The sequence below is a fragment of the Pseudidiomarina taiwanensis genome, assembly GCF_003987435.1.
GTDB lineage: Bacteria > Pseudomonadota > Gammaproteobacteria > Enterobacterales > Alteromonadaceae > Pseudidiomarina > Pseudidiomarina taiwanensis.
Genome location: NZ_PIQG01000004.1, coordinates 171,830 through 186,692, shown reverse-complemented (window position 1 = coordinate 186,692; position 14,863 = coordinate 171,830). Strand labels below are relative to the sequence as shown.

Genomic DNA, 14,863 nt, shown 5'->3' with positions numbered 1-14,863 from the left:
CATGGGATGTGGTTGCGATGCAAAAGGCCTTATGCCGATAGAGGAAGCAAAACAGATCATCTGGGACACTATCTCTCCGATTGTTGAAGTTGAGCATTGCAGTCTTGATTCGGCATTGGATAGAGTATTGGCCGACGATGTGATTTCTCCCATTAACGTCCCGGGTTTTGATAACTCCGCAATGGACGGCTACGCCATTCGCCATCAGGATCTGTCTTCTGGTACTACTTTTAGTCTGGTTGGTAAGAGCTTTGCTGGCAATCCATTCAGCGGCGAGATCGGCAAGCATCAGTGCGTGCGTATTATGACCGGTGCACAAATCCCATCAGGTGCGGATGCGGTGGTTATGCAAGAAAACACCGTTGCAAATGGTAAGGAAATAACAGTCACTCACACTGTTAAGCTAGGTGAAGCGATACGCATCGCAGGTAGTGATATCGCAAAAAAATCCGTCGTGCTGTCTAAAGGAAAGAGGCTGACTGCAATTGATATTGGGCTCCTCGCGTCTATTGGTATCGATAAGGCATCAGTTTTCCGCAAGCTTAAAGTGGCATTGTTTTCAACCGGTGATGAGCTTTTACAGCCTGGAGACACTCCTCAACAGGGCAAAATCTTTGACAGCAATCGGCCCATGCTTCGCGCAATGTTAAAGCGTCTTGGCGCTGAGGTTCTGGACTTGGGTGTGATAGAAGATGATCCGGAAAAAATCCGTGATGCCTTTACCCAAGCAGATGCAAATTCAGATTGCGTAATCACTTCTGGCGGCGTGTCGGTGGGTGAAGCTGATTATACACGTGAAATCCTCGAGGAGATTGGCCAAGTAGACTTTTGGAAGCTGGCAATCAAACCTGGCAAACCACTCGCGTTCGGCAGATTAAACAAAAGTTTGTTTTTTGGTCTCCCCGGTAATCCAGTATCAGCGGCAGTCACCTTTGACCAAATTGCCGCACCGTCATTATCACTATTAGCGGGCTGCACACCTAAGGAAAATGTCGCCATTAGAGCCATCGCAAAGAATAGGTTTAGAAAGAAACCAGGAAGAACTGACTATCAACGCGCAGTCTGTTACCGCGAGGACAATGGTCAACTGATAGTCGACTCTGGCGGTTCTCAAAGCTCAGGCGTGCTTTCTTGTTTTACTACGAGCAATTGTTATGCAGTGCTTGAGAACAGTCGCGGAATGATAGAACCTGGAGAAACGGTGAATGTGCAATGGTTTGATTCGGTTTTGAGATAAATAAGCAATGGGTAATCAACTTCGTCGTTCGATGTTCATAATTGCAGGCTTAGTGGCCTGTCTTTGCGGCATTATTGGCGTCGTATTACCTTTGGTTCCAACTACACCCTTTCTACTCTTGTCTGCCTTTTGTTTTTCTAAAAGCTCGAATACGCTACATCAATGGCTATTATCGCAGCCATTGCTCGGAGGCGTAATTAACGACTGGGAACAAGCAGGCGTAATTGCACTTAAGACCAAAGTCATTGCTTGCACTAGCTTGATTGCGATGGTAGCCGCTGCGTTATTAATTGGCGATTACGCTTATTGGACAATTGCTTCGGTAACCACTGTATCCATTCTCGTTTTAAGCTTTATATGGAGCAGACCCAGTCAGGTTTGACATTATACTATGTATGGTTATTTGATACTCGCTCACATTTTAGGAGCAACAGTATGGACAGGCGGCCATATCGTGTTGGCGCTTGCTGTATTACCCAGAGTATTGAAAGAGAAGTCACCCCAACGTTTGCTGGAGTTTGAATCAGCGTTTGAGCGTATTGGTAAACCGGCCATGCTAATCCAAATAGTCACCGGTTTGCTGTTAGCACATCGATTGTTGCCCGACATTTCACTATGGCTGGATTGGAGTAACCCAATCTCAAGGGTGATTGCCATAAAGTTTATACTACTTACGTTAACTATTTTATTAGCTGTTGACGCTAAACTAAGAGTCTTACCTAAATTATCGCAGCAGAATTTATGGGATATGGCCCTGCATATTATTGCCGTAACCCTGCTTTCGATAATTTTCGTAATCGTCGGCGTATCGTTCAAGACAGGTTGGTTGTATTAAGCCAGCGATCCATTGCTTCCTTGTCCGACAACCGACTGGCGACCCACTTCATGCCTTCTGATGTACCTTCTTGTTTCCATAAAGGAGCGCTGGTTTTAAGGTAATCAATAATGAATTCACACGCGTCAAATGCATTTTTGCGATGCTTGGATGTTACGCCAACAAACACAATCTGCTCCTGAGGCCCAATCCTCCCCACTCGGTGGATGACTCTTATTTGTCCTAACTGCCAACGTTTTCGAGCTTCACTACAGATACGCATCAGGGATTTTTCGGTCATACCTGGGTAATGCTCTATGTGAATGCCCGACACGGCCCCCTGAACATTGAAATCTCGTACCAAACCCGTAAAAGTGACTACAGCGCCGTCTCCATCCGCCTCTTCCTTAAGGGCAAGGTATTGTTCACAGTGATCAAAGTCGTCACGCTGAACACTAATCATTGTTAGCCTCCTGTCACCGGCGGGAAAAACGCAATTTCGTCGCCATCATTTATTTTTGCGTCTTTTCCACAAAGCGTTTGATTGACCGCACATAACACATCTCGTTCTTCGAGGAAGCGCCACTCCTCTCCACGCTCGACGAGCTCATGTGCGACATCGGCGACAGTGTTTTCACCCGCATACTGAAGATTCAAAGACGATGTACCTAACCTTTCACGAAGACTTGCGAAAAATTTTATCTGTATCATGCAGAGCGCCTCCACAGTCCAGTTTTACCACCGCTTTTTTCAATGACTTTTAAGCCATGAATAACCATTTCTGGGTCAACAGCTTTACACATATCAAAAAGCGTCAGCGCAGCCACAGAAACGCCAGTAAGCGCCTCCATTTCAACGCCAGTGTTACCATTTAATTTACATTGACAGGTTATCTTTATTTGCTTGGATAACTCGTCAGTTTCAAAATCCACGTCTACTTTGCTGAGTAACAGTGGATGACATAGCGGCACCAGATTGGCACATTGTTTTGCCGCTTGAATGCCTGCCACTCTTGCGACACTAAAGACATCACCTTTCGCCAACTGGTTTTGTATTATTTGCTCAAGCGCAATATCTGAAACACTGACATAGGCTTCCGCTTTTGCTACGCGAGTCGATGTGGCTTTTTCGCTCACATCGACCATGTTCGCTTTGCCATGATTATCAATATGGCTAAGCTCAGAATTAGTTAGCCCAGTCATATCGGTCTACTCGCGCATTGAAGTGCTTCATTGGTTTGTAAATGCGGTACGAAGTTACACGGACCATGAGCGCCATTTAGTTGCGCTTCAATGATACCCGCCCAAGCGGTTTTGCAAGCATTGGTAGACCCAGGTAGACAAAATATAACAGTGTTGTTTGCTAATCCAGATATAGCCCTTGATTGGATTGTTGAAGTACCTATTTCCTTAAATGACAAATATCGAAATAATTCACCGAATCCCTCAACTTCTTTGTCAAACAAGGGTTTTACCGCTTCAGGTGTGGAATCTCTTGAAGTAAATCCGGTACCTCCAGTCACGATTACGGCTTGTATGGCTGGATCTGCGATATAAGCAGAAACGCACGCTCGGATCAGATAAATGTCATCAATAACAATCTCTCGCTTAATCACCTGATGACCCGATTCAGTCGCATTCACGGCCAGATACTCGCCAGAGGTATCTGTGCTTCTATCACGCGTGTCTGACACTGTCAGAACGGCGACACCAAGTGATTCAAATTGTTTGTTAGCATGTCCCATGGCGAACCTCAGTTGGTACAGAACATTCGGATGTTTCGAAGTGTTGCATGGCAAAACGCCATTGTTCTGGTGTGTTTGAATTGAAAAGGGGTGACTGCTGGCGCAGTTGCAGCTTCATTAAAGGGAAATGCGTGCAAAAGCGATCAACAGAAAAACTGTTTGTACACCGCAGTGTGTAATCCAGGGTTTGGCGGGTCGTCTCGGTGTTACGCAAGTAAAGCGGCAAACTATGTTCACCAAATCTGACATTCCTCGAAAACTTTTCGCCGCTATCTAACAAGCGTTGTATTGTGGAAACATCTATTAGCGGAAGGTCGATCGGCAGTATCAATAGATTTTTGTTTGGAAAGCGCATAGCAGCACTGTGGATACCAGACAAAGGCCCTTTACCTGGGTACAGATCTGGAAAATGCCCAGCTTCGCCGTCATTGCGACTGATAACAACTTTGCTAACCGATGTTTCAAGTAACAGCTTGTAAGTTCTGGTTAACATGGTTGATTGCGAAATCGTAAGTAAAGCTTTGTCTTGGCCCATGCGGCGAGAAGCACCGCCGGCTAAAATGACGCCAATTGTGTTCATGTTACCCTCCTAGCATAGCCAGTTGTTTCGTTGCACCCGTAAATCCTTGATGCAGAAAATGCTGACTGTGTTTTTGTTGAAGATGAGAAACAATAGCTTGCTGAGCACCCGAAACATCACCTGCTAACAGAAATGAACGGATACTGATGCCTTGTTCTGCAAACAGACACAGATGCAGTTTGCCTTGTGCGGAAATACGCAAACGATTGCATGATTCACAGAAGTCTTTGCTGTAAGGCATGATCAGGCCGATATTCCCTGCAAATTCGGGATGCATGAACTCCTCTGCAGGCCCTGCATCGGTTTCTCGAATAATGCGCTGCCACCCTTGTTCAAGGAGTCGATCTTTGATCGTTTGGCCAGCGACATGGTTTTTATCAAAAAAGCTCTTGTTGTCGCCGGTCTGCATAAGCTCAATGAATCGCCAGGTAACCTTGTTGGAGCGCAAGTAGTCAAAAAATGCGTCTAACTCTTTGTAGTTGAATTGCTTGAGCATGACTGTATTTAGCTTGATACTGCTGATGCCTAACTGCGCTGCTCGTTCAACACCCAACAAAATTTCTTCCAGCTTTTGTTTGCCGGTGATTGCAGCAAACATGCGTGGGTCAAGGCTATCGGCACTGACATTTATCGCATCAAGACCAGCCCGTTTATACCTTTCGATATCCTGATTGAGTTTGAATCCGTTTGTCGTCAAGGCGACCTTTTTTATCCCGTCAACTTTCTTGCAGGTTTCGATGATCTCACACAAATCTTTGCGCAGTGCTGGCTCGCCGCCAGTAATACGCACTTTGGTTGTACCCAGGCCAGCAAAAGCTCTAACCAAGGTTTGAATTTCGTTTACGGACAAACCGCGTTTGGGTGTGTTGCAGTCGTTGCCATCCGGAAGACAGTAGTTACAGCGGAAGTTGCACAGCTCAGTTACTGAGAGTCTCAGATAATTGAATCTTCTTCCGAATGAGTCTTGTAAGTTCATCTAACACCTTTCCAAATATCGAGCATTACAGCTCGTGGGCGGCAGGTTGATTTCTCTGACTACCGGGCAACTTCTCAGCTGCGGCTCCAGTACCATAGTTGTTAGCACCTTAGGCACTAGAGCTCGGAGTTTTAGTTACCCTAAGTTTGGCGTAAAAGTGTGGTTTTTGTTATTCCGCTGAAGGAATACTCACAAGGGGGTATAAAAAAGCCGACCCAAATTGAGTCGGCAAATAACGCGTGGAGGACGTTATGGAAGTTACGAGCAAATCCCTAGAAAGTAAAAGTCATCATTGCCCATAATTTATTGGTATCAACTGCGAAATCATCGGCACTGTAATTTGCATAACGCAATAAAAAGTTAGTGTTCTTGTATACCGGATAAGTGGCATTGAAATTAAACTCATTGCCGTAATCTACTGAACCTACATCTGATTCAAATTGGTGCCAGACACCCAACAGTTTCAGCTTTCCAATACTGCCAGACGCTTTAATGTATAGATCGTTAATCCCCTGTCCAGGCGTGGCGAGAAACTTGTCAGCGAAGCCCTGAAACTTATGTAGAGTGGCTAAAGGCGTTGTGAATCCTTTGCCGTTATCGCTGCCAAGTGATTCGTAACCTATACCAAAATTCACTGCTGACAATTTAGTGCTTAACTCTAAGGCCAGGTAATCTGTGGAAAAGTCTGTTGGATTATCACCAGTTTCATTTTGACGTGCATAGGCAGCGTGAATGTTTATGGCAGAAATCTTGCCATCGTAACTCACCCCAAGTGTGCGGGTTGCGATTGCGTTAGCGGTATCAAAGTCCAGCTCATAGGCAAAACCCGCTACCTTGTGGTCAGCATTGATTTTATACATGACGTTCAGTAGATGTATATTGCCACCTAAATCAGAATTTGGACTGTCCGTGCCAAAAATACGATTAACGTTGTGTATGTAGCTGTAGTCAACATTCAGGCCAGACTGATTGTCGTATCTCAGGCGGTAACCATCATAGGTTTGCTCGTTTTGCCGCCAACCCACACCACCCACGAATCTTTGGTCATTATGATTGATGCGCTGACGACCGGCGGTGAAATGCAGTGACTCAGTTTTATAACCCACATAAGCTTGGTTGAAATCTGAACCAATCGGATCTGCAACCACGGGATAGTTGGTGTTGCCATTGACGGTACTATTAAAATTTTCGTTGCCCAATGCGGTAACGTTATCGAACTCTAGTTGTGTGTAAAAGCCACCAAAATCGGCACTTTTGTAACTTAGTCGGGTGAGCAAGGTTGAAGCATTGGCCTCTTTATCAATATTATCCTGGTCAACTCGCTCGTATCGGTAGCGCAGTTTGACGTTTGCGTCTCCATCAGTGATCGCTTGTTGAAAGTCTGCGAAACCGGTTGCGACAGAAACATTTGGCATTAATAAACCCGCTGCACATATGCTAGCGATAGTCGTTGCTAGTCGTGTTTTCATAGTATTCTCCTCACTAAATGCTGCTAGGAATACTACGCCTCAATAAAAATAAAACCATTAAAAATCATATGGATACCTACTCTTACTCGATATTTGATAATTGAGGTACGACGACTACCTCTTTTGGGGAATTGTTGCTCTAAGGCTTGAGTGGTAAAAAGAAATGCAGCAATAGCTGTGGAATACATAATGAAAAAAGAGCTCACCACAAAACAAGCAATGCGGTATAGCCGCCATGTCCTACTATCTGGCTTTGACTTGGATAAACAGGAGATCCTGATAAACAGCAAGGTCTTGATACTGGGCGTTGGCGGGTTGGGGTGTGCTGTTTGCCAGTATTTAGCCGCAAGTGGTGTCGGCGCATTAACGCTGGTTGACGACGACAAGGTTGAGTTGACCAACCTTCAGCGACAAGTGCTGCATTTAGAAAAGAATATCGGAAAACCGAAAGTGAGCTCCGCAGAACAAATGTTGGTGCAAATCAACAGCGAGATAAGCATTAGAACGGTTAATCAACGACTCTCTTCAAATGAACTTCCATCGTTGGTTGCTGAGCATGATTTAGTCGTAGACTGTACAGACAACCTGAGCAGTAGAAATCAAATCAATTTAGTGTGTTATCAGTCGAATACACCTTTGGTGTCGGGTGCGGCGATACGTATGGAAGGTCAACTATTTAGCGTTCTGCCTGACAAGAAAAGTGCCTGTTATGCCTGTTACAGTCATTACTTTGGTGAACAAAATCTCAGTTGTGTTGAATCGGGAGTAATGTCGCCATTAGTAGGAGTTATCGGCACCAGTCAAGCGCTTGAGGCCATCAAGATCCTCACGCATTATGGAGAGCCGTTTTACGATCAGCTCAAGCTTTTTGATGCAATGGATCACAGTTGGCGTACCGTGAATGTAGTTCCACACCAAGAATGCAAAGTTTGCGGACATACTAGGTAAGGTCAGAAACTGATGGATTACATACTGTTAAAACAAGCACACATAGTGTTAGCAGTAACTACGCTATTAAGCTTCATCATTCGTGGATATTGGATGATCACTGATTCAAGCTTGCTGCAGCACAGATGGGTGAAAACTATCCCCCACATTATTGATACGCTTTTACTCAGTTCCGCTTTAGCCCTGATGGTAATGGCAGGCTTTTATCCTTGGGTTTTCGACTGGGTAGCCGCAAAAATACTGTTGCTCCTGTTGTATATTGTGTTCGGAACGATTGCATTAAAGCGCGGTAAAACGAAATCGCAACGGATTGTTGCGTTTATCGCCGCGCTAATATGCATTGGTTTGATTTTTAAGTCTGCGCTCAGCAAATTTATGTTGTAAGCACAGTTACCCTGGCCTGCCGTCTACTCTGGGTGCCGACAGTACAGGCAAGTATTTGAAGAAAAACAAACCGAATGCTACACACCATAGACAACCTGCAAATACCCAAAATTGGATCGACCACTGTGGCCATATCGCTACTGCAATAGACCGCACTATCGCACTTATCACAACAGCAAAAAAAGCGAAGCTCATTAGCTTTCCAACGTGTAACATCCTGCCGGTATGCCCAAGTGAAACGCGAGACATCATGGCTAAAATCATTCCACCGATAACGCCAACGGTTAAGCTGTGGATTGCGGTGCTTAAAGTAATACTCGCACCAAAGAAATGCAGGCTTAGCAAGCCTAAGCCAATCGGGATAAACAGCATAGTAAAATGCAAAGACCACACTAATGGCACATTTAACGTGACCCAGATTCGCCACCTCCACTGGCGTATTGTATGAAGCACCGCTGCTGTCAGGCATACAATGGCCGTCAACATCGTAATATCAGCAACATCTTTGAGCAGCAATAAAACCAACACAAACACAAGACTGGCTAAGGCTGACATTTCCAACCACTTTATAGGTAATACTTTGGTCGTTTTTGTACCATTTGCGGTAAACATCGGAATGACTCTGCCGCCTAAAAAAGCCACAAGAAAGGTGACTAACAACGTCATACCCTGCATACCGCGAGACTGCCAAGCTGCATCAAAACCTAAGCTGGGTAGATAGGTAAAAAGGTTCATCACCGACATGAGTACTAGTACGGGAATAAAAATCAGATTTCGATACTGGCGTATTTTGACCACTCGTTGACCAACAAAAAATGCTGTTAACGGTAAGAACATCAAGTCGGCAATCATTGCCAATGGCAGCGCCGACGTCGAGCCAGACAGTATCAACAGCCGTGCCAGAAACCATAAGCAAACCAACAGCAGCAGTTGCCCTCCCTTGATACTTGGGATATTCGTCCAGGTTTGGACAGCAGTGAGCAAAAAGCCTGCAATTATCGCTGCCGTGAAGCCAAACAGCATTTCATGGCTATGCCACCAAAGCATACCGTTAAGTGGCTCTATCGAAACAACGCCCTTTAAGGTCAGCAACCACAATGCCATGGATAAGGTTGCGAAAAGACTGCCAAATAAAAAAAACGGCCGAAACCCTAAACGAAGTAAGGGTGCAATTTTTTGCTCCTGTTGATTATCCACGATGTTTAACATGCCTGTTAATCCTGTTCGAGAAAATTATGTTGCTGGGCTTCTAACACTCGGCTTTTATAACGTTCGCGCTTTATGGCCAAATGCATTAAAAGCATACAGACCGCTAATAAGCCGTAGAGAATCATAAAACACGCACTGTAGACACCGGCGATGTCGACCGCCAGCCCAAAAATAATAGGGAGCGTGCAACCTCCCAATGCGCCGAGCATGGCGACCATGCCGCCGACACTGCCCATTTGTTCCGGATAATAGTCGTTAATGATCTTATACACGCTTGCACGTCCAAACCCTTGTGCTAATCCAATCAACAAGAGCAAAACGGTAAATACCCAAACATTCAGTTCAATGTAAAGCTCTACATCTCTGTCTACGCCATGGATTGTCATGGTCGTTGGTGGATAACTCAAAAAGAAAAGACACACTAAACAAATCCAGAACACCCCCCAATTGACATTCCGTGCACCGAATCGGTCGGCAAACCATCCTCCGGCAGCACGCGCCATGCTGGAGCTGATGACGAACAGTAATGTCAGTGCCATTGCCTGGTTGAAAGGCAAGGCGTACGCATTCACGTAGTACTGTGGCAGCCATAGCAACAGCGCTAAAAAACTGCCAAAAACAAAATAGTAGTACAGCCCAAATCTCCAGACTCGTGCGTGAGCCAATGGCTTAACAAAAAACGCCAGCGGTTTTTGTTTATTCTGCTGCTTGAATTTCGGCGGTGATGGAGCGGCTAACCAAAATGCAAAACAGGTGATCAAAACCATCGCACTATAGGTTGGCCCAATGGTATTCCAATTCCAAACATCGCGTATATAGGGCACAATAATAAGGCTTAATGCTGCTCCAGCGTTACCTGCACCGAATACTCCCATTGCCGTACCTTGCTCTTTACTGTCAAACCAATCCGTGAGATAGCGAATACCGATGCTAAAAGAGACACCTGAGATTCCAATCAGTAACCCAACGATCACGTAGCCAGAAAAACTATCGATACTGGGTAACAAAACTAAAGGTGGCACGGTAATGAGCATCTGCAGGATCAGTATCATCTTTGGCGAGTATCGCTCACACAAAATACCCGCGGGCAACCTTAACAACGCGCCTGTGATGATGGGTGCCGAAAGCAGAATACCAACCTGAGTACTGGATAATTCAAGCACCTGTTTCAATTCAACGCTCATTACTGCATAAAGCGTCCAAACTGAGAAGTTGATAGCAAACACGAGCGTTGCCAATACTAAAGCTCGCGTCGCCTGCCTGGAGTGTGAAGCCGTCAAAAACCTACCCGATAAATCTAAAACCAGTATTCACTATAGCGCTCACAAGGCGGCAACTCTATAAACGGGGACGTTTGCACAACTATCGTATGAACCACTAATTACCTCTAAGTAGGTAGTTGCTAAAAGCCTTCAACCTACTGTTTTTATTAAGTTAACCCTACCTAGAAACAAAAAATGTGTTAGCAACTTTTGGAAGTTTACCTACCCACAAAAACTTCAAACTTACCGCCTAGATGCAATAGGAATAAAAGCGGCTTCATTTACGCTTGTAATAAGGGCAAACGAGTTATTGCTGATCAAGTTAACGGTATAAAGGTGACAAAATTTGCCACCTTAAGCATCACCGAATACCACCTAATAGGTATCCGTAAAGCATTGTAATTACTGGCTATTTTTTATTGATTCAGGTCAAAGACCACGAGCCCAGAGAGCTAATAATTAGTCGCAGATAACAAATCCATGTGGAGATTCCCATGACAACTGAAAAATTCAATATTTTTAAATTTACTGGCAAGATGAAAATACTCCATCTGTCTTGGATGGCGTTCTTTATTAGCTTTCTGGTTTGGTTCAACTTTGCGCCGCTACTCCAAGCGGTAAAAGAGACTTTAGGGCTAACGACAGATCAGGTTAAGACTTTACTCATTCTGAACGTAGCGCTAACCATACCGGCCCGAGTGATTATCGGTATGTTGACAGACAAATACGGGCCGAGGTTAGTTTACTCGGCTTTGTTGGCCATCTGTTCTATACCCTGTTTCATGTTTGCTTTCGCAGATAGCTTTGTACAGGCTGCGATTGCGCGCTTCTTACTTGGTTTCATAGGTGCTGGCTTCGTCATTGGCATCAGAATGGTGTCTGAGTGGTTCCCCCACAACGAGCTGGGTACTGCAGAAGGTATTTATGGTGGTTGGGGTAATTTTGGTTCTGCCGCAGCTGCATTTACCTTACCAACCGTCGCCGTGTTATTCGGCGGTGAAGATGGATGGCGATATGCGATTGGCTTAACAGGTGTAATTAGCTTGGTTTTTGCTTTTGTTTACTACGCAAATGTGACCAATACACCAAAAGGTTCAACATACTTTAAACCCAAAAATTTGGGCGCGATGGAAGTGACGTCTAAAGGTGACTTCTTCTTACTTCTGCTGATGAAAGTGCCTATGTATGCAGCCATTGCCCTGCTGGCCTGGAAACTTTCTCCAAGTGGTGTGGACATTCTTAGCCAAACCATTGTGAACTCGATTTATGTTGGATTGTTTGTTTTGTATTTGCTTGAAGTTTATAAAGTCTGGCAGGTCAACAAAGAGATCTTCAGCAAAGAGGTACCAGAGTTACACCGCTACAATTTCAAACAAGTGGCTGTGTTGGATATTCTCTATTTTACTAATTTTGGTTCAGAGCTTGCCGTAGTTTCAATGTTGCCACTTTTCTTCGCTGAAACATTCAGTCTTGACCCAGTTTTAGCTGGTCTGGTAGCAGGTGCCTACGCCTTTATGAATCTGATGTCACGCCCCGCAGGCGGTTGGATATCTGACAAATTTGGCCGTAAATCCACGCTGATGATATTAACCGCAGGACTGGCAGCTGGGTATGCCCTAATGGGCTTAGTCGATGGCACATGGCCACTATGGCTAGCAGTCGTCATTGCTATGGGATGTTCATTCTTTGTGCAATCTGGTGAAGGTGCAGTATTTGCAGTAGTTCCGCTGATTAAGCGCAGAATGACTGGGCAAATTGCCGGTATGACAGGTGCTTACGGTAATGTTGGTGCAGTGACATTCTTAACAGTGCTTTCTTTTGTCGATTACAGTACGTTTTTCTACGTCATTGCGGCAACTGCATTGGTTGGTTTATTCACGCTAATATTTATGGATGAACCACGCGGTCAAATCGCAGAGATTGCTGAAGATGGCACCGTTCATATGATCGATGTAAGTTAATAATAATGCGTCAGAAAAAGGCATCTCTAAAACAGGGATGCCTTTTTCACTAACTTAGACTAATTCAATGCAATCAGAGCACACTGAAAAAGACAACATCACAAACGACGCAACGCTTGTTGTGGCTACGGGTTGTGCTTCAGTTGCAGGCGTTAAGCCGGTCAACGAAGATGCCGTCGCTGTGCATACTCCGACTGACCGACACGCCTTGTCATCAAAGGGCACAGCCGTTGTCATTGCTGACGGTGTTAGCAGTGCTGAAGCGGGCAGAGAGGCTAGTGACTACGCGGTAAAACATTTTATCGAAGAATATTTCCGCACGCCTGATACGTGGTCAGCGAAACAAGCAGGCCAAAAAACACTAACTACGATTAATTTAAACCTATTCAAGCAAAGTCACGAGTTCACTCACCAGGAAAAAGGCTATCTATGCACATTTAGTGGTCTTGTGCTCAAATCGAGAACCGCCCACTTCTTCCACGCCGGCGATTCCAGGATCTACCGCTATCGGGAGGGTGCTATCACGCAATTGACGCGTGATCATTCAATCAACATCGGTGGTGGCAAAAACATTCTCGCCAGAGCCGTGGGAATGGACAACGTCTTACAAGTTGATTACGGGAAATCGGTTTTAGAAGAAGGAGATGTTTTTCTTCTGACAACTGACGGGGTTCACGATTTTATCGATGAGGAGAAACTGACTGAGTTCCTGAGTGAAAAACGCGAACCTCAGAAACAGTGTGAGCGCATAGTGGCTGAAGCCAAAATGGCCAACAGCGACGATAATATCAGCTGCGCGATTGCTAAAGTCGAAAAACTGCCCGCTGAAAGTCGTGATGATTTTAATACCAAATTAACTCGACTGCCGTTCCCTCCCGATCTTGAACCCGGAATGAAACTGGATGGTTACCGAATTGATCAGGCTTTGTTTGCCAGCAGTCGCAGTCAGGTTTATCTCGTCACTGACTTGGAAACTGATGAGCAAATGGTGATGAAAACGCCGTCGCTCAACTTTCAGGATGACGTGCATTACATTGACCGCTTTATTCAGGAAGAGTGGATAGGGAAACGTATAAACAGCGAATATGTGGTTAAGATCATAACCCAGAATCGACCAAGAACCTGTTTGTATTACCTGATGGAGTATGTTCCAGGTATTTCACTTGATAAATGGATGATCGACCACCCGTTACCCTCTCCCAAGAAGGCTATCACGTTAGTCAAACAAATCGCTGCTGCGCTTAAAGCTTTTCATAACACAGAAACGATTCACCAGGATCTTAAACCCGCCAACATTATTGTTGATGATGCAATGAAGATTAAGGTGATTGATTTTGGATCTGTCTTTGTCGCAGGTATCGCTGAGATTTTTATCCCCATTGAGCATCTTGGCGCACTGGGTACGGCTACCTATTCTGACCCTTATTACTTACAAGGCAGAAATACAGGCATTCAAGGCGACATTTATGCGCTAGCCACTATCACCTACGAATTGTTTACCGGCGAACTGCCCTATGGCGAAAAGATAGAGCAATACGTGAATAGCCATGACTTTGACAAGCTTCGGTATATTAGCGCCACTGACCACAACCCCATCATTCCGTTATGGTTTGACCGTGCATTGGAAAAAGGTGTGACGCTTGACATACCAAAACGTTACAAACGTCTACAAGACTTTGTCGATGATGTCACTCGGCCTAACCCCGAATTTTTAAAAGATGATCCCGCAATCGATAACAGCAAAGGTTTGCTTTTTTGGCAGATGATGTCGGCCTTTTGGGTTGCCATGCTGATACTGGTTGTCATTTTGTTTTCGACCACAGGATAACTGCTATGGAGTCGACAGTAATGCAAAATCTGGTAACCCAATTTTTTAGTGTTGATCACGAACGACTTGATTTTCTGTTTCGCATGTACCGGGAAAACAAACAAAACCAGCGCTACAAGGCTGTCTTGCTGTTCGATAAGTTTAGTGAAGGGTTAAAACGACACATTCGCTGGGAAGAAGAATTGCTGTTTCCCATGTTTGAAAAAGCCAACGGTTTAAAAGGTGCTGGCCCAACAATGGTGATGCGCCAAGAGCACGATCAAATTGAAGCAATACTGGAGGAAATTGGTGAAGGCTTAAAAAATGACGACCATTCAGAAGCACTGGAAAATGCCCTGTTAGAACTGCTTCTGCTGCACAACGAAAAAGAGGAACAAGTGCTTTACGTTCAATGTGACCGGTCACTAACTGATGAACAGTTGCTTACGCTATTTTTGGAAATGTAAGTAGG

The 14,863-nt window shown here is 44.9% G+C and carries 17 protein-coding genes and 1 riboswitch; of the genes, 8 read left to right on the top strand and 9 right to left on the bottom strand.

What is annotated here, in order from left to right; genetic code table 11:
* The first annotated feature begins 1 nt into the window (after position 1).
* Genes moeA through CWI83_RS08915 form a run of 3 tightly spaced genes read left to right on the top strand, consistent with a single transcriptional unit; the run spans position 2 to position 2,072 of the window.
* Positions 2-1,237, top strand: coding sequence for a molybdopterin molybdotransferase MoeA (gene moeA / locus CWI83_RS08925; protein WP_126828232.1), 1,236 nt, complete (start codon positions 2-4; stop codon positions 1,235-1,237).
* 7 nt (positions 1,238-1,244) lie between these two features.
* Entirely contained in the window at positions 1,245-1,619 is a 375-nt protein-coding gene (locus CWI83_RS08920) for a YbaN family protein (RefSeq protein WP_126828230.1), read from the top strand.
* 9 nt (positions 1,620-1,628) lie between these two features.
* Positions 1,629-2,072, top strand: a complete 444-nt coding sequence (locus tag CWI83_RS08915) for a CopD family protein (RefSeq protein ID WP_126828228.1) — start codon at positions 1,629-1,631, stop codon at positions 2,070-2,072.
* Here CWI83_RS08915 and moaE read toward each other — a convergent pair.
* The 7 genes from moaE to CWI83_RS08880 form a co-directional block, all read right to left on the bottom strand.
* On the bottom strand, positions 2,050-2,514 hold the full coding sequence (gene moaE / locus CWI83_RS08910; RefSeq protein ID WP_126828226.1) for a molybdopterin synthase catalytic subunit MoaE: 465 nt from the start codon (positions 2,512-2,514) through the stop codon (positions 2,050-2,052). The two genes, CWI83_RS08915 and moaE, sit on opposite strands and share 23 nt — an antisense overlap.
* Positions 2,515-2,516: 2 nt before the next feature.
* On the bottom strand, positions 2,517-2,762 hold the full coding sequence (gene moaD / locus CWI83_RS08905) for a molybdopterin converting factor subunit 1 (protein WP_126828224.1): 246 nt from the start codon (positions 2,760-2,762) through the stop codon (positions 2,517-2,519).
* The gene (gene moaC / locus CWI83_RS08900; protein ID WP_126828222.1) at positions 2,759-3,253 is read right to left on the bottom strand and encodes a cyclic pyranopterin monophosphate synthase MoaC; all 495 of its coding nucleotides are present in this window, start codon (positions 3,251-3,253) and stop codon (positions 2,759-2,761) included. The genes moaD and moaC overlap by 4 nt, the downstream gene beginning before the upstream one ends.
* Positions 3,250-3,795, bottom strand: coding sequence for a molybdenum cofactor biosynthesis protein B (gene moaB / locus CWI83_RS08895; protein WP_126828220.1), 546 nt, complete (start codon positions 3,793-3,795; stop codon positions 3,250-3,252). The genes moaC and moaB overlap by 4 nt, the downstream gene beginning before the upstream one ends.
* Positions 3,782-4,375: an NTP transferase domain-containing protein gene (locus tag CWI83_RS08890; RefSeq protein WP_126828218.1), complete on the bottom strand. Its 594-nt coding sequence runs from the start codon at positions 4,373-4,375 to the stop codon at positions 3,782-3,784. Before CWI83_RS08890 ends, moaB begins: the two co-directional genes overlap by 14 nt.
* Before the next feature lies 1 nt (position 4,376).
* Positions 4,377-5,351 (bottom strand): GTP 3',8-cyclase MoaA, encoded by a 975-nt coding sequence (gene moaA, locus CWI83_RS08885; RefSeq protein ID WP_126828216.1) that lies wholly within the window; start codon positions 5,349-5,351, stop codon positions 4,377-4,379.
* Positions 5,340-5,492, bottom strand: a riboswitch (molybdenum cofactor riboswitch). It overlaps the preceding gene by 12 nt.
* A 131-nt stretch (positions 5,493-5,623) precedes the next feature.
* Entirely contained in the window at positions 5,624-6,820 is a 1,197-nt protein-coding gene (locus CWI83_RS08880; protein ID WP_126828214.1) for an alginate export family protein, read from the bottom strand.
* 189 nt (positions 6,821-7,009) lie between these two features.
* On the opposite strand from CWI83_RS08880, the gene moeB reads away from it, so the two are divergent.
* Together moeB and CWI83_RS08870 are read left to right on the top strand one after the other, a co-directional pair.
* Positions 7,010-7,768 carry a molybdopterin-synthase adenylyltransferase MoeB gene (gene moeB, locus CWI83_RS08875; protein WP_338053324.1) on the top strand — a complete coding sequence of 253 codons (759 nt, stop codon included), beginning with the start codon at positions 7,010-7,012 and terminating at the stop codon, positions 7,766-7,768.
* A gap of 12 nt (positions 7,769-7,780) precedes the next feature.
* Positions 7,781-8,152 carry a SirB2 family protein gene (locus tag CWI83_RS08870; protein ID WP_126828212.1) on the top strand — a complete coding sequence of 124 codons (372 nt, stop codon included), beginning with the start codon at positions 7,781-7,783 and terminating at the stop codon, positions 8,150-8,152.
* A gap of 6 nt (positions 8,153-8,158) precedes the next feature.
* On the opposite strand, the gene CWI83_RS08865 is transcribed toward CWI83_RS08870, so the two are convergent.
* Both CWI83_RS08865 and CWI83_RS08860 read right to left on the bottom strand, forming a co-directional pair.
* On the bottom strand, positions 8,159-9,361 hold the full coding sequence (locus CWI83_RS08865) for an NnrS family protein (RefSeq protein ID WP_126828210.1): 1,203 nt from the start codon (positions 9,359-9,361) through the stop codon (positions 8,159-8,161).
* Between the two features lie 5 nt (positions 9,362-9,366).
* Entirely contained in the window at positions 9,367-10,587 is a 1,221-nt protein-coding gene (locus CWI83_RS08860) for an MFS transporter (protein ID WP_275540769.1), read from the bottom strand.
* A gap of 530 nt (positions 10,588-11,117) precedes the next feature.
* Between CWI83_RS08860 and CWI83_RS08855 the strand changes: the two genes are divergently transcribed.
* From CWI83_RS08855 to CWI83_RS08845, 3 genes are all read left to right on the top strand, one after another.
* The gene (locus tag CWI83_RS08855) at positions 11,118-12,584 is read left to right on the top strand and encodes a NarK family nitrate/nitrite MFS transporter (RefSeq protein WP_126828207.1); all 1,467 of its coding nucleotides are present in this window, start codon (positions 11,118-11,120) and stop codon (positions 12,582-12,584) included.
* Positions 12,585-12,651: 67 nt separating this feature from the next.
* A complete protein-coding gene (locus CWI83_RS08850) occupies positions 12,652-14,412 on the top strand; it encodes a bifunctional protein-serine/threonine kinase/phosphatase (protein ID WP_126828205.1) in 1,761 nt (586 codons plus the stop codon).
* A 20-nt stretch (positions 14,413-14,432) separates the two neighbouring features.
* Positions 14,433-14,858: a hemerythrin domain-containing protein gene (locus CWI83_RS08845; RefSeq protein ID WP_198677277.1), complete on the top strand. Its 426-nt coding sequence runs from the start codon at positions 14,433-14,435 to the stop codon at positions 14,856-14,858.
* Positions 14,859-14,863 lie beyond the last annotated feature (5 nt).